Source organism: Daejeonella sp. H1SJ63, assembly GCF_029360775.1.
Taxonomy (GTDB): Bacteria; Bacteroidota; Bacteroidia; order Sphingobacteriales; family Sphingobacteriaceae; genus Daejeonella.
This window is the reverse complement of sequence record NZ_JARKMZ010000027.1, coordinates 31,348-50,850: the sequence shown is the minus strand read 5'-3', so window position 1 is coordinate 50,850 and position 19,503 is coordinate 31,348. Positions and strand designations below refer to the sequence as shown.

18 protein-coding genes and 1 pseudogene are annotated in these 19,503 nt (G+C 38.9%); 5 read left to right on the top strand and 14 right to left on the bottom strand.

Annotated elements, in window-relative coordinates; all coding sequences use genetic code 11:
• The first annotated feature begins 69 nt into the window (after window positions 1–69).
• On the top strand, window positions 70–1,992 hold the full coding sequence (locus P2W72_RS07540) for an ATP-binding protein (RefSeq protein WP_276360393.1): 1,923 nt from the start codon (window positions 70–72) through the stop codon (window positions 1,990–1,992).
• A 201-nt stretch (window positions 1,993–2,193) separates the two neighbouring features.
• Here the strand turns inward: P2W72_RS07540 and ahcY are convergent, their stop codons facing one another.
• Window positions 2,194–3,510, bottom strand: a complete 1,317-nt coding sequence (ahcY, locus tag P2W72_RS07535; RefSeq protein ID WP_276360391.1) for an adenosylhomocysteinase — start codon at window positions 3,508–3,510, stop codon at window positions 2,194–2,196.
• 328 nt (window positions 3,511–3,838) lie between these two features.
• Between ahcY and P2W72_RS07530 the strand changes: the two genes are divergently transcribed.
• On the top strand, window positions 3,839–4,249 hold the full coding sequence (locus P2W72_RS07530) for a BrxA/BrxB family bacilliredoxin (RefSeq protein WP_276360389.1): 411 nt from the start codon (window positions 3,839–3,841) through the stop codon (window positions 4,247–4,249).
• 67 nt (window positions 4,250–4,316) lie between these two features.
• Here P2W72_RS07530 and cdaA read toward each other — a convergent pair whose 3' ends face one another.
• Both cdaA and folP read right to left on the bottom strand, forming a co-directional pair.
• Entirely contained in the window at window positions 4,317–5,108 is a 792-nt protein-coding gene (cdaA, locus tag P2W72_RS07525; protein WP_276360388.1) for a diadenylate cyclase CdaA, read from the bottom strand.
• Between the two features lie 9 nt (window positions 5,109–5,117).
• Window positions 5,118–5,978 (bottom strand): dihydropteroate synthase, encoded by an 861-nt coding sequence (gene folP / locus P2W72_RS07520; protein ID WP_276360387.1) that lies wholly within the window; start codon window positions 5,976–5,978, stop codon window positions 5,118–5,120.
• A 53-nt stretch (window positions 5,979–6,031) separates the two neighbouring features.
• Between folP and P2W72_RS07515 the strand changes: the two genes are divergently transcribed.
• From P2W72_RS07515 to P2W72_RS07505, 3 genes are read left to right on the top strand one after another with little or no spacing between them, the layout of a single operon-like run.
• The gene (locus P2W72_RS07515; RefSeq protein ID WP_276360386.1) at window positions 6,032–6,574 is read left to right on the top strand and encodes a DUF1599 domain-containing protein; all 543 of its coding nucleotides are present in this window, start codon (window positions 6,032–6,034) and stop codon (window positions 6,572–6,574) included.
• 48 nt (window positions 6,575–6,622) lie between these two features.
• Entirely contained in the window at window positions 6,623–7,774 is a 1,152-nt protein-coding gene (locus P2W72_RS07510) for a BT_3928 family protein (RefSeq protein WP_276360385.1), read from the top strand.
• A 28-nt stretch (window positions 7,775–7,802) separates the two neighbouring features.
• On the top strand, window positions 7,803–8,312 hold the full coding sequence (locus P2W72_RS07505) for a shikimate kinase (RefSeq protein ID WP_276360384.1): 510 nt from the start codon (window positions 7,803–7,805) through the stop codon (window positions 8,310–8,312).
• Between the two features lie 219 nt (window positions 8,313–8,531).
• Here the strand turns inward: P2W72_RS07505 and P2W72_RS07500 are convergent, their stop codons facing one another.
• The 11 genes and pseudogenes from P2W72_RS07500 to pheS form a co-directional block, all read right to left on the bottom strand.
• Window positions 8,532–9,287: an SDR family oxidoreductase gene (locus P2W72_RS07500; RefSeq protein ID WP_276360383.1), complete on the bottom strand. Its 756-nt coding sequence runs from the start codon at window positions 9,285–9,287 to the stop codon at window positions 8,532–8,534.
• Window positions 9,288–9,833: 546 nt separating this feature from the next.
• Window positions 9,834–10,088: pseudogene (locus P2W72_RS07495) on the bottom strand (phage tail protein); the annotation flags it as partial.
• Between the two features lie 810 nt (window positions 10,089–10,898).
• Window positions 10,899–11,471, bottom strand: a complete 573-nt coding sequence (locus tag P2W72_RS07490) for a hypothetical protein (protein ID WP_276360381.1) — start codon at window positions 11,469–11,471, stop codon at window positions 10,899–10,901.
• Window positions 11,472–11,909 (bottom strand): hypothetical protein, encoded by a 438-nt coding sequence (locus tag P2W72_RS07485; protein WP_276360380.1) that lies wholly within the window; start codon window positions 11,907–11,909, stop codon window positions 11,472–11,474.
• Between the two features lie 581 nt (window positions 11,910–12,490).
• The gene (locus tag P2W72_RS07480; RefSeq protein WP_276360379.1) at window positions 12,491–13,423 is read right to left on the bottom strand and encodes a hypothetical protein; all 933 of its coding nucleotides are present in this window, start codon (window positions 13,421–13,423) and stop codon (window positions 12,491–12,493) included.
• Between the two features lie 449 nt (window positions 13,424–13,872).
• Complete coding sequence (locus tag P2W72_RS07475) at window positions 13,873–14,382, bottom strand: phosphoribosyltransferase family protein (protein ID WP_276360378.1); 510 nt, start codon at window positions 14,380–14,382, stop codon at window positions 13,873–13,875.
• A gap of 69 nt (window positions 14,383–14,451) precedes the next feature.
• Window positions 14,452–14,853, bottom strand: coding sequence for a hypothetical protein (locus P2W72_RS07470; protein ID WP_276360377.1), 402 nt, complete (start codon window positions 14,851–14,853; stop codon window positions 14,452–14,454).
• Window positions 14,854–14,871: 18 nt separating this feature from the next.
• Complete coding sequence (gene rlmD, locus P2W72_RS07465) at window positions 14,872–16,299, bottom strand: 23S rRNA (uracil(1939)-C(5))-methyltransferase RlmD (protein ID WP_276360376.1); 1,428 nt, start codon at window positions 16,297–16,299, stop codon at window positions 14,872–14,874.
• A 1,168-nt stretch (window positions 16,300–17,467) separates the two neighbouring features.
• Window positions 17,468–18,043 (bottom strand): TetR/AcrR family transcriptional regulator, encoded by a 576-nt coding sequence (locus P2W72_RS07460; RefSeq protein WP_276360375.1) that lies wholly within the window; start codon window positions 18,041–18,043, stop codon window positions 17,468–17,470.
• Window position 18,044: 1 nt separating this feature from the next.
• The gene (locus P2W72_RS07455) at window positions 18,045–18,419 is read right to left on the bottom strand and encodes a hypothetical protein (protein WP_276360374.1); all 375 of its coding nucleotides are present in this window, start codon (window positions 18,417–18,419) and stop codon (window positions 18,045–18,047) included.
• 44 nt (window positions 18,420–18,463) lie between these two features.
• Window positions 18,464–19,498 carry a phenylalanine--tRNA ligase subunit alpha gene (pheS, locus tag P2W72_RS07450; protein ID WP_276360373.1) on the bottom strand — a complete coding sequence of 345 codons (1,035 nt, stop codon included), beginning with the start codon at window positions 19,496–19,498 and terminating at the stop codon, window positions 18,464–18,466.
• Window positions 19,499–19,503 lie beyond the last annotated feature (5 nt).

Sequence of the window (19,503 nt, the reverse complement as noted above, 5' to 3'; positions counted from 1 at the left end):
TTTCTTAAAAAAATGGAATAACCCGGATTTAATTAATGAATTAATTTTTTTTAGTTTTACTAAATTATTATGCTTGAAAGATTATTTTGCTTCTTATTACTTAATCTGGGTTTTATTTACTCTGGGTTCCCCCAGAGTTCAATAATAGCTAAATTAAGAGCAGAGTTCAATAATTACCCGGGTACTTCAGATACAGGTTTAGTAAACATACTGAATTCACTTTCCACGGAATACACGTTTGTTAAGCCTGACAGTACGATCTATTTTGCAGGCAAGTCAAGGCAGATTGCCCATAGCATAAATTTTTCACTGGGGGAAGTCAGGGCAATTGCCAATTTAGCCAAAGCATATTATGTAAAGGGTTCTTATGATCTTTCGCTCAGTTATACACTTCGGGCAAAAAGTATCAGTGAAAAGATCAATGATAAGTTTGGATTGGCTTTCGTATACAATAATATTGGCCTGATCCACCTGACACAGAATAAGGTGCGGGACGGGATTAAAGTTCTGCTAACAGCACTGAATCTGGCGATAGATTCAAAAAATATTAACATTCAGGCCGCTGTTTATTTAAATCTGGGGATTGCATATGCCGAGATTAAACAGCATGCTATAGCTTTAAAATATTTAGAGATTGGTCTTGATCATAGCAAAAAGCATAAATTACATACCTATGCTGTAATGATACTGAACCGGCTGGCTGAGAATTATTATAAGATTAAACAATTTGAGAAGGCTATAGAATATTATCAGTATGTATTAAGCTATCAGGATTTCCGTAGCGACTGGGAGCATAGCTTTGCATATTCAGGAATTGCCCGGATTGAACTTGAAAGGGGAAATTCGGCTGTTTCAATCGGGCATGCAAAGAAAGCTTTACATTATGCCAAACTTGTAAATGCTAAATATGATATTTCACGTTCTCTTCAGATCCTCTATGCAGCATATGCTGAAGCCGGAGATTACAAAAATGCATTTGAATCTCTGGAGCTTGAAAAGTTGTATAGAGACAGCCTTTTTAACGAGGCCAAAGAGAAAGAGATCAACAGATTAAATCTTGAGCAAAAGATTGCTGAGAATAGAAAGCTTCTGAAGCTGATTGATCAAAATAAAGAGCAGATCCGTATCAATGAATTAATAATCAGGATTGTTGCCGGTTTAGCGGTATTTCTGTTGATCCTTACTATTTTGGTATTCAGATATTACAGGCAAAAGAGTAAGCTGAACATGATACTTGTGGAGAAATCTGAACAAATGGAAATCCAGAATGAACTGATCCGAGATCAGAATATGCAGTTGGGGCATCTGAATAAGACTAAAGATCAGTTATTTTCTATCATTGGCCATGATCTCAGGAGCCCTTTCGGAAATATGCTGCAACTGATGGATCTTATGCGCAGCGGCATAATTTCTGAAGAGGAGTTGAGGGGCTTTCTGGATGATTTCTATGAGAAAGTCAGTGATATGTCTTATATGCTTGATAATCTGGTTTCCTGGGCAGGCAGCCAGCAGCAGGGTATAAAGCCAAGACCAGTAAATATTATACTTTATGATCAGGTTGAGCCCTTGCTCAAAATGTTTAAAAGTCAGATAAAGGAAAAGAGGATTAAACTGATTCATACAGGGATTGCCGATACGCACGTATATGGAGATCCCGATCATGTATTGATCATAATTCGTAATCTTCTCGTCAATGCGATAAAGTTCACTCCAGCCGGAGGCAGCATATCAATTTCTTATTCATCAGGTGCAGGCAGTTTATCAATTCATATTAAGGATTCCGGAGTCGGGATGTCTTCAGAAAAGATCAGATGGCTGTTTAAAGCAGCCGGAAAAGAGATCAGCACCCATGGAACTGATAATGAAAAGGGGACCGGTATCGGATTATTGCTGGTAAAGCAATTTGCAGATGAAAATGGAATTGGAATTGAGGTTTGCAGCGAGGAGCAGAAGGGGACGGAGTTTGTACTGCATTTTAAGAGAACTGTTTAGAGTATTGAATCAGGCTTATCAGTTACCTGTTATCTGAAATGAAAACTGATAAATCTCAGGCCGGCAGGAAGGGGTATAAAAACAGAATGCTTACCCTGAAGTAAGCATTCTGTTTAAAATGAATCAAATTTGTGTTTATTCTGTCGGATTTGTCAGCTAACTGGCAACAGGCAACTGACAAAAGACAGCTATCTGCTTCAATTAGTATCTGTATGAATCAGATTTGAACGGACCTTCAACAGGAACTCCGATATAATCTGCCTGATGCTGATCAAGTGTTTCAAGCTCAACACCGATTTTTGCCAGGTGTAGACGGGCTACTTTCTCATCAAGATATTTAGGAAGAACGTAAACCTTGTTCTCATATTTATCAGAATTTGTCCAAAGCTCTAATTGAGCAAGAGTCTGATTGGTAAATGAGTTAGACATTACGAATGAAGGGTGACCTGTAGCACATCCAAGATTTACCAGGCGGCCTTCTGCAAGTACAATGATATCTTTTCCGTTGAGGGTGTATTTATCAACCTGTGGTTTGATCTCAATTTTAGTATTTCCGTAGTTTTTGTTTAACCATGCCATGTCGATTTCGTTATCGAAGTGGCCGATGTTACACACAACAGCTTTATCTTTCATAGCAAGGAAATGCTCGCCACGAACAATATCACAGTTACCTGTAGTTGTTACGATGATATCAGCTTCTTTAACAGCAGTAGAAAGTTTCTTTACTTCATAACCCTCCATTGCAGCCTGTAAAGCACAGATCGGATCGATTTCAGTTACGATAACGCGAACTCCCTGAGAGCTTAAAGATTCTGCAGAACCTTTACCCACATCCCCAAATCCGCAAACAACAGCAACTTTACCTGCAAGCATTAAGTCAGTTGCACGACGGATCGCATCAACCAATGATTCACGGCATCCGTATTTATTATCAAATTTAGATTTGGTTACAGAGTCGTTTACGTTAATTGCAGGTAAGTGCAAAGTTCCGTTTTTCATTCGCTCATATAGACGATGAACTCCGGTTGTAGTTTCTTCAGAAAGACCTTTGATTTCCGCAATCAGTTCAGGGAATCTGTCGAATACCATATTGGTTAAATCGCCACCATCATCAAGAATCATGTTTAATGGTTTGCGATCAGGGCCGAAGTGTAAAGTTTGTTCAATACACCAGTCGAATTCTTCTTCATTCAGACCTTTCCAGGCATAAACCTGAATTCCTGCAGCCGCGATGGCAGCAGCAGCATGGTCCTGAGTTGAAAAGATGTTACAGGAAGACCAGGTAACTTCTGCACCTAATTCAACAAGCGTTTCGATCAGAACCGCTGTTTGAATGGTCATGTGTAAACATCCTGCGATGCGCGCACCTTTAAGAGGCTTTGAAGCACCGAATTCTTCGCGAAGTGCCATTAATCCCGGCATTTCGGCTTCAGCAAGGCCGATCTCTTTGCGGCCCCATTCTGCTAATGAAATGTCCTTAACTTTGTAAGGAACGTAATTTGTCTCTACTGATGACATAGTTTTTTGTTTAAATACGGGTTAACGTATTGATAAATAATTAATTGACTGCTTTTTAGCTTGATATTGGGTTTTGCTGAACGCTTGCCCGCTGTATCAAATGCCTGAAAAACTTTCGACAAAAGTACTTCATTTTCTTTCAATTCAAAAGCCTCAGCATAAAGCATTAAAGGAAAATTGTTTTATTACAATGCGATGGTATTTTACTCATTTTCAGTAAGGAACAGACAATAAGTATAATTTCCGTGTCAAAAGTATGGATCTATAGGGCCTATACATTTCATTTACTTAACTTTGTGTTTGATTTTAAATTTTAATACAAAACGATATGTATCCAGAATATTTAGTTGCACCAATGCGCCAGGAACTGACTAATGCCGGTTTCGAGGATCTAAGAACATCTGAAGAAGTTGATCAGGCTATAAAATCAGAAGGAACGGTGCTGGTTATGGTTAATTCAGTTTGTGGCTGTGCTGCTGCCAATGCACGTCCTGCAGCAAGAATCTCTACTCAGTATGAAAAACATCCGGATAAGTTTGTAACCGTTTTTGCAGGAATGGAAAAAGATGCGGTTGACAGAGCAAGACAACATATGCTTCCTTATCCTCCGTCTTCTCCGGCAATTGCATTGTTCAAAGACGGTAAACTGGTACATATGATAGAACGTCATATGATTGAAGGCCGTCCGGCACAGATGATTGCTGATAACCTTCAGCAGGCTTATGAGCAGTACTGCTAATCTTAATCAATAAAAATTTAATCCGGCATCAGCCGGATTTTTTGTTTAAGCCTTTTATGGGTTTTTCCTAAAAGTCTTTGTTTAATAATTTTTCCAATTCAGCAAAACCTACCTTCATTTTAACACGGCCCTGCTTGGCATAAGAGATCTCGCCGGTTTCTTCAGAAACAATAACCGCTACCGCATCACTCGTTTCAGTTATTCCTATACCGGCTCTGTGCCTGAGCCCGAACTGCGGTGGCAACTTATCGTTTTCTGTTAGCGGGAGTATGCTGCTGGCACATTTGATGCGATTTTCGGAAATGATCACTGCGCCGTCATGCAGCGGACTGGATTTTTGAAAGATACTTTCCAGCAGACGTTTTGAAATTTTAGCTTCTATAATTTCACCGCTGTTCTGAAAGAATTGTTCATCGTAGTATTTGGCAAATACAATCAAAGCACCGGTCCTGCTTTTCTGCATGCTTTTGCAGGCATCTATTATTGGTTTTATACGTACTGAATTATTTTTAACGATATCCTTACGTCCAAAAAGGAATGACCACCAGGCTTTATTTTTTTGAAGGGATGCATTGCGGCCAATCAGAAGCAAAAAACGTCTGATCTCCTGCTGGAATACCACAATCAATGCGATGAAACCAACGCTGACAAATCCGCCAAGCAGCTCAGTAAGCAGGCGCATTTCCGCCTGTTTAACGACCCGGAATACGGCATAAATGATAATCAGTCCGAGTAAGATGTTAAGCGCAATCGTCCCCCTGATCAGATTATAGATATAGTAGATAATCATTGCCACAAACAGGATGTCTACGATGTCGAGAACGCGTAAATTGAGGAAACTGAAATCAAATCCTTCCATCTGACTAATTTATGAATTTTTAAGCTGATTGACTATCCTGATCACCTCTTTTGCTTCTTTAACATCATGAACCCTCAGGATATTGGCTCCCTTCATCAATGCAATGGTATTCACTGCCGTTGTTCCGTTCAGTGCATGTTCTGCATCGCTATCCAGCAGTTTATAGACCATAGATTTACGCGAGACTGCCGCAAGGACAGGATGCCCGCAAATCTTCAGAGCTTCAAGATTTGACAGCAGTTCATAGTTTTGCTCCAGTGTTTTGGCGAATCCAAAGCCCGGGTCAATGATCAGATCATAAACTCCCATTTCCTTTAATTGAGATATTTTCTCAGAAAAATAGCGGCATACGTCTGCAGTAATATTTTCATAATCGGTATTCTGAGCCATATTTTGCGGAGTACCTTTCATATGCATAAGAATATAGGGGACTTTAATTTCTGCTATGGTTTTGAACATATTCTCGTCCAGAGATCCTGCGGAAATATCATTGATCATTCCGGCTCCCTCCTGTACTGAAGCCCGTGCAATTCCCGACCGGAAGGTATCAATAGAAAGAATTGTTCCCGGAAATTCCCTGATGATAGCCCTGATTACCGGAATCATTCTTTCATGTTCCTCCTCCTCAGAAATATGTACTGCTCCAGGGCGGGATGAATAAGCTCCCACATCAATCATGTCAGCTCCTTCAGTCAGCAACTGTTCAGTTTTTTTTAATGCAGCAGTCAGGGTATTGTTTCTTCCTCCATCGTAAAAAGAGTCGGGAGTAAGGTTCAGAATTCCCATTATCTTCGGACTGGACAGGTCGAGCAGAGTACCCCGAACATTTAACGTTGATTTTTGCTGAAAAACTGTATTTTTATCCGCCATATCAGGCAAAATACCGATTAATTCATCGTTCTGACAAATAAAATATAAAGGCTTTGATAAATAAAACTTCTATTGAATACGATGCCGTAATACGGGTGTGCAGGGAATTATTCCTGAAAAAGACCAGAGATTATGGTACTGCCTGGCGTATACTCCGGATTTCATCCATAACCGATCAGATCTTTATTAAAGCTCAGAGAATCCGTACTCTTGAAGAGAAAAAGATTTCTAAGGTAGGTGAGGATATCACTTCAGAATATATCGGTATTGTAAATTATTGTATCATTGCCATGATGCAGCTGGACATGGAAGGAGATCAGCGAACAGAACTTCCTGTTGATGAGGTAGAAACCAATTTCGACAAGAAAGTTTCCGAAACCAAGGAATTAATGTTTGCGAAAAATCACGATTATGGCGAGGCCTGGAGGGATATGCGAATCAGCTCACTGACGGATCTGATCTTAATGAAAATACTCAGGGTGAAGCAGATTGAAGATAATGCCGGACAAACGCTGGCTTCAGAAGGTGTCAGGGCGAACTATCAGGATATGCTGAATTATTCAGTCTTTGCGTTGATCAAACTCGGACTTAAATAATCCGCTTCAGCATTTGTTTTTATAAACTTCTTTAGAAATCTTATCCTCATGAAGAATATTGGGTTGCAAATTACCAGAGTCATTGTAGGGCTGTTATTTATTTTTTCAGGACTCATCAAGGCCAATGATCCGATGGGTTTTGGCTATAAACTGCAGGAGTATTTCGAAGTATTTCACATCGCTTTTCTGCATGATTATGCCACAGCCATTGCCATTTTACTTTGTACACTCGAAATCATTTTAGGAGCATTGCTCTTATTGGGTTTATGGTCGGCGAGAGTGGCATGGGGACTGCTGCTCATCATTATTTTCTTTACCTTTCTGACTTTCTACTCTGCATTTTTTAAGGTAGTTACCTCCTGCGGATGCTTTGGAGATGCCATTCCTTTAACTCCATGGCAATCGTTTAGCAAGGATCTGGTCCTGCTTGCCATGATTCTTCTTATTTTCATTAAAAGAGAGCAGATTCATCCCCTGATCAGGAAAGAATCTGCTCAAAAGCTGGTCGCAGTGCTGGTAGTTTTAGCTTCCCTGGGCTTTGGCTTATACACCACTAATTTTCTTCCGGTTCTGGATTTTCTGCCGTATAAAGTTGGTAATAATATACCTCAGCTCATGATTGTTCCTCCGGGAGCACCTCAGGATGAGTACGAAATAACTTATACCCTGAAGAATAAACAGAGTGCCGAAACCAAAAAGATGACCGACAAGGAGTATCTGAAAACTGAAATATGGAAAGATAAGAACTGGGAAATCGTTGGAGAGCCCGAGTCTAAACTGATTAAAAAAGGTTTTGACCTGAAGATCAAAGATCTGAAGATCACAGACAGTCAGGGGACAGATTATAATGCCGAACTGCTTGAAAACCCATTTTACAATCTGGTTATCGTGGCTTACGATCTTTCAAATGCAGATCAGCAGGCTATTGGTGATTTGAATGCACTGGCCATCAATGCTGCTGAGAATTTCAATATCCGTACCGTTTTTCTGACTTCAAATTCAGTTCAGGATGCTGAGCTGTTCAGCAAAAAGAATAAACTGGTAATGGAAGTATTTTTTGCAGATGCCATTCCATTGAAAAGTATGGTACGATCTAATCCGGGTTTGATGCTGCTTAAGGGAGGGAATGTGATTAATAAATGGCATTATAATAATCTGCCATCGTATGAGCGTCTGACATCTGAGTATTTTAATAAATGATTATTCAAAAGCGGTATTTAAATATAATATGAAAGTATTTCTGGTTGGGTTTATGGGTAGCGGCAAAACTACCATTGGGAAAAAGCTTGCAAACTATCTGAAGTATGATTTTATTGACCTGGATAAGTTAATAGAATCAAGGGCAGGAATGAGTATTGTGGATTATTTTGCGGCTCATGGAGAGCAGCAGTTCAGGGATCTTGAAAGAGAGGTTCTGCAAAAAACCGACTATCCTGAAAATGTAATTATTGCCACAGGCGGAGGAGCTCCGTGTTTTTCAGATAATATGGATTGGATGAATGAGAATGGGACTGTGGCTTATCTTTCTATGAGTCCGAGAGGCCTTGCCAGTCGTTTGGAACACTCCACAGCCGACAGGCCACTCATCAAACATCTTAAAAATGAGGATCTGGTTAATTTTATTGCTGAAAAGCTGAAAGATCGTGAACAGTTTTATTCTAAGGCTAAATATGTAGTCAGTGCTGCTGATCTGACGGCTGAGCGTTTGGCTTTTTATCTGAATCTGAAGGAAGTGTAGGTTGAGTGAGGCTTAGAACCCTAAGTTTTTTGTAACAACCTTCCTAATCTCATGCCCCTGTTGGTATTGTCAGCAACAGGTGGGTGTACATTGCCATTAATATCATGTTTGTTAGCCTCTGCTGTAAAAGCTTTTATTAATTTCTAAAAGCTTTTTGATTCCGCATATTCCGGCAGTACACTCCATCGTATATTAAAATTAACCATTAAAATCACACTATTATTGTGCAACCCAGCCGCCATCAACTGCCATTGCATGTCCGGTTATAAATGATGCATCATCAGAGCAAAGCCACAGCACAGAATTAGCAACTTCTTCCGGTTGGCCCAATCGTCCAATGGGTTCCATAGCGGCAAACTGTTCTTCCACCTCTTTTTTGTTACCAGTAATCCTGTCAATCATTGGGGTTTTAATTGCTCCTGGACAAACAGCATTCACTCTAATTCCAAGTTTAGCACATTCTAATGCAGATGTCTTCGTCAATCCTATAACACCGTGTTTTGATGCTACATAAGCAGGTAAACCCGGAAAACCCACCAGTCCGGCAATAGAAGCGCAGTTAACAATTACTCCTTTACCTTGCTTAAGCATTTCAGGGATTTCATATTTCATGGAGAGCCATATGCCTTTTAGGTTAATACCAATTGTTTTATCCCAATTTTCCTCTGTACACTCATGTACAGACCCATTATTACCTTCAATTCCTGCATTGTTAAAAGCATAGTCTAAACGACCGAACGTTGCAATGGTTTTTTCTACCATTGCTTTTACATCTTCTGGTTTTGATATATCGCATTTAATAAATATTGTTTCCCCTCCAAGTGACTTGATAACATTGAGCGTTTCGCTGTCTTCTACCCAGTCCACAACGGCAACTTTTGCGCCTTTTTTTGCAAAGGCAATGGCAGTAGCTCTGCCTATTCCAAATGAGCCACCTGTCACAATAGCTACTTTTTCTTTAAATTGATTTTCCATTTTATTGATTTTAAATTGTTTATGTTAATATGTTGTCTTAATACAATGACCGGTAACTCGTCTACAACGATGATAAACTGCCGCAAGCCCGCTAAATTTTGTAGTCTTGCGGCTCTTTTATCATCCTTTATTAAATATCCTTATTCTAAGTATAATTACCTAATAGAAACCGAAAATGGCAGGCCTTTATCTTTAAAGCAAAGGCTTGAAAGATTCAACCAGAAAGGCTAGCCGGGCTCGCGCCGGTTGGGTGAACCGTTTTATTCTAAGGCTAAATATGTAGTCAGTGCTTCTGACCTGACGGCCGAGCGTTTGGCTTTTTATCTGAATCTGAAGGAAGTTTAGGTAGAGTGAGGGGGGTAGATTAATGTCATCCTGACGCAGGAGGGATCTTCGTATTGGTTCGCTTTGATTACTCCAATGATCAATTCTGCTTACTTCGGATGAGATCCTTCCTCGCCATCACAATCCTGGTGAATTCAAAACAGGTACGGCTCGTCAGGATGACGCAGAGTTGCAGACTGACGCAGGCGGTTTTACAGAACCTTATTTCATACTTATTTTGAGATTTTCATAAACAAGCTCTACCAATTCAACAGCGATCTCATTTCTATCTGATTTTAGATCGGTGCCGGTAATTTTTGTTGGCCAGGCATTAATTAGTTGCCATTCTATTGTTCTATTACCTGCTTCATCCAGGAGCCATATAGTTATTGTTCTTCTTACCGGTAAATTCATTTTAATTTCTGAAACCCAATCCCAGGAGGTTTGGTCATTTGTTAAAATGCCTTTTTTCATGGTGACATTCCCGAATCACTAGTGTCCGGTTAAATTTAGAACGAATAAAAAAACTTTGTTTTGGCCTTTAAAACATGGATATTATTTTAGGATTTCAATGTAAGCCCTCCTCTATAACCATTCCTCCCTCTATCGCCGGGAGGGCTCGGTACTTTTGAAGGCCAAAAGTACCCAAAAGCCTCTTTCAATCCCTAGGTGCCTTTAGCCACAAACCAACCACACATCAAAAAGCAGCGATCGCTGTCTTTGGGGGATATTGTTTCATGAAAGCATACCGCATATGATCCCAAAGCCTAATGCTCGGTATTACTTTTTGATTGAATCTGTCTCTGTTTTTTGATCTTGCAGGCACTGGGGATTGAAACGTTCTTCGGTAGCTCCTGTATAATATGATCGTTTGTTGGAATCGTGCTTCGGGTGACAGTCATTCATCTACTACAGGTATTGAGTCATGCAGGGATCGGCCTTCCGGGATTTGGCAGTAAAAGCGCGTTTTATCCTTTGTGATAACAATCATATAGCACAGGCTTCAAGCAATCTGGAGAAGTGTTGTAGTAACGTTCATATCTCTCTTCCTTACGCACGGCTTGGAGTGCGTTAATAGGATAAAATGTGGATTTACAATGCCTTAAGTAAGGCACTTCCTTTTCCAGCTGAAGGAAAAGGAAGTGCCCAGCGGCATGAGCGAAAGATTTTCAGTGTGAGCAAATCATTTTAACCGGACACTAGTGATTAACTGATAAATTGACTTTAACCACCGTCAGCCATTTTTACACAAATTTGTTGTTAGCGGTTGTAATTTTTCATTTTAAATTAATACAGATTTGATGGAAAATAATGAATATCAAATACATAGTTGCCTTTGTAATTTTCAATGATACTTAAAGATAAATACGCTTTCTTTTTTAAAAGGCTACTTGAAGAAGAATAAAAAGAATACCCACGTCCAATTAAATCGTTATTCTCATTTTCAGAAACGCTTTTAAAAGTTTTATATGAAATTGGATCGAAAATATTTAGTACTTCCTCCAATTGTTTTTGACATTTGGAAGCCTCATTTGAACTATATTCACTAGTCAATGCTAGCTGGTCGTATTTATGGTTTTCTTTTAAAATTAACATGATGTTATTCTTAGATCCTAAAAACGACATTAATGGATTCTGCTCGAAACTCACTGACATACTACCATTTGAAGTTTTACTTTCCCAATAGTCATAAAAATTTTCTGAACTATTTACGATCAATTTAATATCGAATTTTTCACTACTTTTTGGAAAATTGAAAAATATATCATTAATTTTTGATTTGATATTTGTTATTTGGGAAAAGCAGTTTGTAGCACTAATTGCAATTAGTAACAAAGTAATTAGGTGTTTCTTTTTCATCTAATATTTTTTAAAAACTATATTCAACCATCCGTCATTTTTCTCTATAGATGCCGTTATTCTTTCACTTGCATTCCTGTAAACGTTTTCAGTGTTATAATCCTTTTCGTAATTTAATAATTTTAGGTAAGCTTTAAGAAAACTAAGAGTGCTTTCGAAGTTATTTGAGTTTAGTCGCTCTGACATTACTTCTCCATTACATCTATTAAATGAATTGAAGTTATAAAAAACACCTTTTTTAAGGTCTTTAGAAAAAACAATAATTGAATTGTCGTCAATTGTAACTTCAGGGTATAGCGAAGCAAAAGCAGGTCGTCTAATAAAAGAAATTAATTCGTCTTTGCTTTTGTTTAGACCACTTTGAGCAAAACTATAAGATTGAAACAAGATAAAAAGTACAAATAGTAAATTCCTTTTTAAATTAAAATAGCTTTTCATTGAAAATTGATATTAGTGAAATTGTAATGCTGACTGTTGAGATTAAAAGTGTCAATATTTGTAAATAAAGAAGGCACCATGTCGTTTTTTGGTACACTTTCATTAGTGTTTTATAGTCTGTTACACTTTTATTATTTAGCTCACTTTTAATTTTATTTAGTGTTGTCCGAAAATCAAAAAGTCGACTAAAAATTGTACCTGTTCCAAAGATTATCGAAAATAATAAAGTTAAAAGGCCAAATGTGAAAAATATCTTTTGACAACAATTTGGATTGAAATTTTTGTTGTTTAGAAGTGAAAATATAAACCCTAATATTCCAAAGGAGATGGTCAAAAGCAAATTATTTAAGAAGCTAACGTGTTCTCTTAAAATATTCTGCCACCGAACAAATCTTTCATTGCTGTTGATCTTGTTTTTTGTAGTGTCGTTCATATTATAACAGCTAACGGATTAGGTATTTGTGATGGTGCGGAAATAGTATATCTTCAGCTGAGTTTTGCGCCAAAGTTAAATAGAATTACTGATGTTGAGCATTCAACGTTAAGCCGAACTATTGCAAATACCCTGTTAGCTGCTGCTTTTATTTTTTTGAAGTGTATTCAATTAGTGAAAAATTTACTGCGTCACAAATTTGTGCCGTAAAGAGTTCAATACTTTCTAAATGTCGTAATGACAAGTTCAAATCATCGCCTTCTTTAAATGAATTAGGTATCCAAGGTCGATTAGTTGCGAATTCTCCCAATACTTTGTCAACCTTTGACGCACCGTGAACTAAGTGATTTCTAATTAATGCAACAAATTCAATATTATCACCCCAAGTGGAAGGACTAGATTCTTTATAGTGGCTCGGTGTTTTAAGATTTGCTTCTTTGCAATATGAAAGGAATACTTTAGACAAACCGTCATAAAGTCTTTTCCTATGCCAACTACTTAGTCGTTTTTCCCATTCGCTTTCCCACTGTTTTTTTAAATCCTCACTATTGTTTCTTTCTCTAAATAGTTTTCTTAAGTCTTTAAACTCGCTTCCTTTTATAAGATTATCCGGGTTGCTATTTAGAAAGATTTTGTAAATGTCAAATACAAATTCCTCTAAAGCTGAATAAAGGTCTATTATGCCAAATTCACTTATATAGTTTACTGACTTTAAATGCTGCTTTCCTGCTGTTATTCCATCCCAAGTAATAATTGTCTGTCTTTCGGGAATTCTATTATCTGTTTTGGAAGGCCTAATAGAAGTTACAATAAATTGTTTTTTAGTATAAAAATCAGGTGAAGTATATTTTTCATTTGCAAGATTTAGTCCGTTTATAGACAAAGCCCATCTTGCATATGTGCTTAAAAATATTTGTCTCCATTCTGCAATTCTGATTGTAGTATTTTCTATCCACTTTAAATGAGTTTCATCTGTTTTGAAAATAAAATTCTGAATTGGAATTTTATTCTTAACAGCCTCTTCAGACGTAAAATTCAGAGGTTTTGATTTAATTATGTCTTTTTTTCTACTGTTTGACATTGTTTTGCGGTCTCGGTAAAGTAGCAACTGAATAACTTATCGCCGAATTTTCCAACACCGGCCACTTATAAACGAATATAACCGTTTATTTTGACCGGAAATAGAATAAATATAATATAACAATGATGCTAGTATGCTGGGTCGTCCTAAGCTTGCAACTAACTTATTTATTGCTGCACCTTCCAACTTCATCCGCTTATAAACGAATATGCCAGTTTAAATCGAACATAACTTATAATAGAGCAAAACGTGGATACTGGTTAAAATTGCTGTTTAGGATACTTAAACCCTATTAAAGCACTTGCCATAGATCGGCTAAGGCCTGTGAATTATCATCTGAATTGAGGCTGCCACCTATTGGAGTAGAAGGTTGTGTTTTTAAAGAATTGAAACCTGAGGAAAGGGTAAAACTGTATTTAATCAGCCCCTTAATACACACTAGCCTAATTCTAACTCAAATACACTGCATCTTCCGTTGATGGATCATCCATCACCACATCAACATGTTCTTTGAGGATGGTGGCTAATTCCAGACCGGTAAAGTCGGGGGATACAGGGAAATTACGGTGACTTCGGTCGATTAAGACCAGAGTGCGGAGCTTTTTCAGAGGGATATCAAAAAATACGCCGAGGCCATAGGCAAGGGTTCGGCCGCTGTTTAAAACATCATCAACCAATATCACCACCTTGTTGGATACCTGTTTGATATCAATATCCGAACTGGCTTCAAGGTGGGAGATGTTTTTATTGATCTCCACTTTGATCAGGGTAATTTTGATGTCAGAGATGGTTTCGAGAACTTTTTTCAGCCGTTTTGCAATAATGTATCCTTTGTCAATAATTCCGGCAACAATCAGCTCCTTTTCCTCAAGATTATCCTCCAATATCTGGTAGGCCATACGATCTATCCTTTGCTGAATTTGCTTCTGATTAAGTATCAGTAATTTCTTGTCTGGCATTGCTTCTCAAATTTCATTTGAAATTACATATTCCTGCTGAATTGATGTAATTCCCTGATTATTTATTTGTTATTCCTGATAGGGGTAGAAAACGAAATTAGCGCCTTCCGGTACGATTACAAACAGACACATAAAGTGCTGAGGATCTTTGTACTGAGCAATGAATCTGTCCTTTTTATTCTCCTGAATAATGCCTTTTTCTGAAAATTCCTCTATGGTAGATGCATGAATGCTCCATTCTGTATTTAACTCAATCCGGTCGAGAATAGGTTCTCCGAGTTTGACTTCATGCTGATGGGCAACAAATATCGGGTATTCGGAAATACCCTCTAACATGATCTCGGTTGCTACTTCTTTAATGGATTCGCTGTAGAATTTGAGATCAGATTCAAGGCTTTTCAGCGGACTTACCTTTTCCTTTTTATTTTCCCCATCACTGCCTTCAGGATTGAGAAGATCTTTAATTTCCATTTTGCCGGTATTGAATTATTATTCTTCTGATTGTGTTTTGTTCAGTTTCAGTAAAACCACGTTTTCTACATGCTGGGTATGCGGGAACATATCTACCGGACGGATGCGTACGATTTCATATTTCTCTTTCAGCAAGGCAATATCGCGTGCCTGGGTTGCGGCATTACAACTGACATACACAATCTTTTCTGCTTCCATTTCCAGTAAACGTTCAACCACATCCTGGTGCATTCCTGCTCTCGGAGGATCGGTAATCACCACATCGGGTTTGCCATGGGTACTGATGAACTCTGAATTCAGAATGTCCTTCATATCACCGGCAAAAAAGACGGTATTATTGATGCCGTTTATTGCTGAATTGATTTTTGCATCTTCAATTGCGGTAGGTACATATTCAATCCCTACAACCTTTTTAACTTTCCCCGCTACGAAATTAGCTATTGTTCCGGCGCCGGTATAAAGGTCGTAAACGAGTTCGTCTCCTTTAAAATCTGCAAAATCTCTGGCGATCTTATATAATTCGAATGCCTGCTCCGAATTGGTCTGGTAGAATGATTTCGGACCGATCTTGAATTTCAGTCCGTCCATATTTTCGAAAATATGATCTTCTCCTTTGAATACATGAATATCCTGATCGAAAATGGTATCGTTCCTCTTTTGGTTGATAATATACAGAAGTGAATTTATAGCCGGGAATTCACCTGACAGATATTCCATCAATGCTGAAATCTGATCCTCATCTGCGTAAGCAAATACTACGATCAGCATCAGTTCGCCGGTACTTGCAGTTCGGATAATCAGATTTCTGAGTGCACCTTCGTGGTTCTTCAGGTTGTAAAAGGAGAGCTTATTTTCAAGAGCATAGTCACGCACTTTATTCCTGATTTCGTTAGAAGGGTCGGCTTGTAAATAGCAATGGTCGATGTCGAGAATCTTATCAAACCTTCCTGGGATGTGGTAACCCAAAGCATTCATCTCTCTGCCTTCTGCATCACCCTTCATATCTTCATCCGTAAGCCAGCGCTTATCTGAGAAAGTATATTCCAGCTTATTTCTGTAATAGCGCGATTCTTTGGAGCCCAGAATAGGTTCCATACCTGATACATCAACTTTTGCAAGTCTTTGTAGGGCATCACTCACGCTTTTCTGTTTGAACTGCAGCTGGGCATCGTAATTCAGGTGCTGCCATTTACAACCTCCGCATACTCCGAAATGCCCGCAAAATGGATCGGTACGATGTTCTGAAGCTTTTACCAGATTGTGGATTCTTCCTTCAAAGAATTTCTTCTTCTTTCTCATCAGCTCCACATCCACAATGTCGCCCGGAACGGCCTTGTCTATGAAGATAACCAGGTCGTCTGATTTACCTACACCTTTACCCTCTTCAGCAATATCTATTATCTGAATGTTATTCAAAAACTTTTTGTCGGCGGGAATTTTTTTCATGAGCCGCAAAATTAAAGATTTTTATTTTAGGAAAGCAGTCGGGTGCGGGATAAGGGCAAAAGAGATCCAATCCTGTAAGAATTACAAGTTTTTTGTATTAAAAATTAATGAATTGCCTTAGAATTCGAACAACTCATCAATTAGTATAGAAAGCTCAAAAATTTCACGACTCATAACTGGTTAGGTTTTGATTTCCACCAAAATACAATAAAATATACCCAAAACCAAATTGGTATAAAATCTTAATAATTTCTTAACAATACTGTCAGGTTAAATCCAAATGATTTAATCTGACAGAAAATCTTTCGCTCATGCCGCTGGGCATTTCCTTTTCCCTTCAGCTGGAAAAGGAAACAATGCCGAGCCACCCTCAGCGGCGAGTCCACGAAAGCAATTAAAAGACATAAAAAACTTGAGTAACGCCGCGGCTGTCCGGTATTTGTTGTAAATCCACATTTTATCCTGTTAGTGCAATCCAAGCCGTGCGTATGGAAGAGAGATATGAACGTTTATTCAACACTTCTCCGGATTGCTTGATGCCTGTGCTATATGATTGTTATCACAAAGGATAAAACGCGCCTTTACTGCCAAATCCCGGAAGGCCGATCCCTGCAAGACTCAATACCTGTAGTAGATGAATGACTGTCACCCGAAGCACGATTCCAAACAACATTCATATCATACAGGAGCTACCGAAGGACGTTTCTCCCGGTGTTAAACCGGGACCTATGCCATCAAGATCAAAAAACAGGGGCAGATTCAATCAAAAAGCAAAACCGAGCATTAGGCTTTGGGATCATATGCGGTATGCTTTCATGAGACAATACCCCCCAAAGTCAGTCCCGAATCTTCGGGACTGTTTTTTGATGTGTGGTTGGTTTGTGGCCAAAGGCACCCAGGGATTGTCCCGATAAGTCGGGATGGGTACTTTTGGCCGTCAAACCTGAGCCGCCCTTCAGCGGCGAAAGCATGAACACCTTTAAAAACAATAACCAAAGGGTGAATAACACCGAGCCCTCCCGGCGATAGAGGGATGAAAGGTTAAGGAGGTGGACTTACCTTTAAAACATGAAATAATGTCCCTGATTTAAAGACCTAAGTGAAGATTTCTTGTTGCTTTTGAAATTAACCGGACAACAGTGAATCTTTATAATTCCTTAATGTAAACTTATTTTACTGCTGCTTTGACCAGATAGGGAAGGATCTCCTTCTGGAAAGAAATGAAATTCTTACGTACATCCGAATCACTTACGGATGTGAAAGCAAAGGAGAAGACAATATTTTTACTTGCTTTGATCAAAAAACGAAGCCTTTCGATATAGTCATCTGCTTTAAAGAGCGGAGTTTGATTAAATGACTTGATCAGGAGGTTTTCAAGATCATCTGATAGGGTTTTCAGAAATTCCTGCGAATTGGCTGATTCGCGGATAAATTCCCAGCCAATAAACTCATTACAAACGGTATAGGAAAGCCGGCTGGTTTTCAGGATGATCATACTCAGGTAAGCTTCTTCATCAAGGTCTTCTGAAGGGTTATCAATAATTTCCTGAACACTATGATGGATATATTCCATGATAATGGCCTGCAGCAGAAGTTCCTTGCTTTCAAAGTATTTGTAAATGGTAGCTTTTGCGATTTTAGCACGCTTGGCAATTTCATTAACACTGGTTTTGTGATAGCCGTATTTACGGAACAAATCCTGAGCTGACTTCTTAATACTTTCCTTGATCTTATCTACTTCCATTTCAGTTAACTACCGTCAGGTCAAAATTAGTAATAATTACTCTATATTCCTTCAGTGGTCTTTTTGCAGGTGCTTTTACAGGCGATCCGTCATATAAAGAAAACTTGGCGCCACTGCAGGGATCGGTTGCTGTGAGGTTCGGATCATCCGGAACAACGGCACATCTTTGCTGGGGATTTACAGAGCTGCAGCGATCGTAGGCTACGTATGCTCCATCGGCTCTTCTGTAAATAATCAGTCCGGCAACTCCTGCATTTTCCTGTTTGTTGACCAGCAATAATCCATTCTGATTTTTTATGCCAAATTCCTGTAATGTAATACGGTAACTGACATAAGCTTCAGGAATTCTGTCTGAGCTGTCTTTTCTGCAGGACATCAGAGACAGGAAGATTATGGATATTGCAAGGAAACGCAATTGCATCAGATCATTTCCGACTTGAATTGTTTCAGGAAGCGAACATCATTTTCAGAGAACAATCTCAGATCCTTGATCTGGTATTTCAGGTTAGTGATTCTCTCGATACCCATTCCAAAAGCATAACCGGTATATTTCTTACTGTCGATATTACAGTTCTCAAGAACATTAGGGTCAACCATGCCGCAGCCCAGTATCTCCACCCATCCGCTATGTTTACAAAGCTGGCATCCCTCTCCTTTACAGATTGTACAGGAGATATCCATTTCAGCAGAAGGTTCTGTAAACGGGAAATAACTCGGACGGAAGCGAACTTTGGTTCCTTCACCGTAAAGTTCCTGTACAAAATAGAAAAGGGTTTGCTTTAAATCGGCAAATGAAACATTCTCATCGATATATAATCCTTCTACCTGATGAAAAAAGCAATGTGCTCTGGCAGAAATAGCCTCATTACGATAGACTCTGCCTGGCATAATAGCACGGAAAGGAGGTTTGCCTGCCTCCATCATTCTGACCTGTACTGATGATGTATGCGTACGTAAAGCGATGTCTCCTTTTTCTCCACCCTTTTTGATGAAGAAAGTATCCTGCATATCGCGGGCCGGATGTTCTTCAGGGAAGTTCAGTGCTGAGAAATTATGCCAGTCGTCTTCAATTTCCGGTCCTTCAGCAACATTGAACCCCAGTTTTTTAAAGATCTCAATGATCTCTTTCCTAACCAAAGACAGCGGGTGCCGGGCACCAAGTTCATAACCTTCACCGGGCAGGGTCAGATCGGCATCAGAAGTGGAATTGCCTTCTGCTGTTTCTGAACTTTCTTTCAGAGCCTGATATTTTGCTTCAGCATTTTGCTTAAACTCATTCAATACTTTACCAAGTACTCTTTTCTCTTCAGGAGTAACGGTTTTGAATTCTTCAAAAAGATCTTTTATAATTCCCTTTGTACCTAAAAAGCGAATTCTGAAGGTTTCCAGTTCAGCGGCATCTTTTGGTTGAAAAGAGTTTATCTCAGCGGTATACTGATTAATTTTTTCCTGCATGATTT

What these genes read in the sequence shown, in the direction of transcription:
- ahcY (WP_276360391.1), bottom strand. Translation starts at nt 3,510, where the DNA reads ATGTCATCAGTAGAGACAAATTACGTTCCTTACAAAGTTAAGGACATT.
- cdaA (WP_276360388.1), bottom strand. Translation starts at nt 5,108, where the DNA reads ATGGAAGGATTTGATTTCAGTTTCCTCAATTTACGCGTTCTCGACATC.
- folP (WP_276360387.1), bottom strand. Translation starts at nt 5,978, where the DNA reads ATGGCGGATAAAAATACAGTTTTTCAGCAAAAATCAACGTTAAATGTT.
- P2W72_RS07485 (WP_276360380.1), bottom strand. Translation starts at nt 11,909, where the DNA reads ATGAAAAGCTATTTTAATTTAAAAAGGAATTTACTATTTGTACTTTTT.
- P2W72_RS07505 (WP_276360384.1), top strand. Translation starts at nt 7,803, where the DNA reads ATGAAAGTATTTCTGGTTGGGTTTATGGGTAGCGGCAAAACTACCATT.
- P2W72_RS07455 (WP_276360374.1), bottom strand. Translation starts at nt 18,419, where the DNA reads ATGTCCTGCAGAAAAGACAGCTCAGACAGAATTCCTGAAGCTTATGTC.
- P2W72_RS07500 (WP_276360383.1), bottom strand. Translation starts at nt 9,287, where the DNA reads ATGGAAAATCAATTTAAAGAAAAAGTAGCTATTGTGACAGGTGGCTCA.
- P2W72_RS07540 (WP_276360393.1), top strand. Translation starts at nt 70, where the DNA reads ATGCTTGAAAGATTATTTTGCTTCTTATTACTTAATCTGGGTTTTATT.
- P2W72_RS07475 (WP_276360378.1), bottom strand. Translation starts at nt 14,382, where the DNA reads ATGCCAGACAAGAAATTACTGATACTTAATCAGAAGCAAATTCAGCAA.
- P2W72_RS07490 (WP_276360381.1), bottom strand. Translation starts at nt 11,471, where the DNA reads ATGAAAAAGAAACACCTAATTACTTTGTTACTAATTGCAATTAGTGCT.
- pheS (WP_276360373.1), bottom strand. Translation starts at nt 19,498, where the DNA reads ATGCAGGAAAAAATTAATCAGTATACCGCTGAGATAAACTCTTTTCAA.
- rlmD (WP_276360376.1), bottom strand. Translation starts at nt 16,299, where the DNA reads ATGAAAAAAATTCCCGCCGACAAAAAGTTTTTGAATAACATTCAGATA.
- P2W72_RS07530 (WP_276360389.1), top strand. Translation starts at nt 3,839, where the DNA reads ATGTATCCAGAATATTTAGTTGCACCAATGCGCCAGGAACTGACTAAT.
- P2W72_RS07480 (WP_276360379.1), bottom strand. Translation starts at nt 13,423, where the DNA reads ATGTCAAACAGTAGAAAAAAAGACATAATTAAATCAAAACCTCTGAAT.
- P2W72_RS07460 (WP_276360375.1), bottom strand. Translation starts at nt 18,043, where the DNA reads ATGGAAGTAGATAAGATCAAGGAAAGTATTAAGAAGTCAGCTCAGGAT.
- P2W72_RS07510 (WP_276360385.1), top strand. Translation starts at nt 6,623, where the DNA reads ATGAAGAATATTGGGTTGCAAATTACCAGAGTCATTGTAGGGCTGTTA.
- P2W72_RS07470 (WP_276360377.1), bottom strand. Translation starts at nt 14,853, where the DNA reads ATGGAAATTAAAGATCTTCTCAATCCTGAAGGCAGTGATGGGGAAAAT.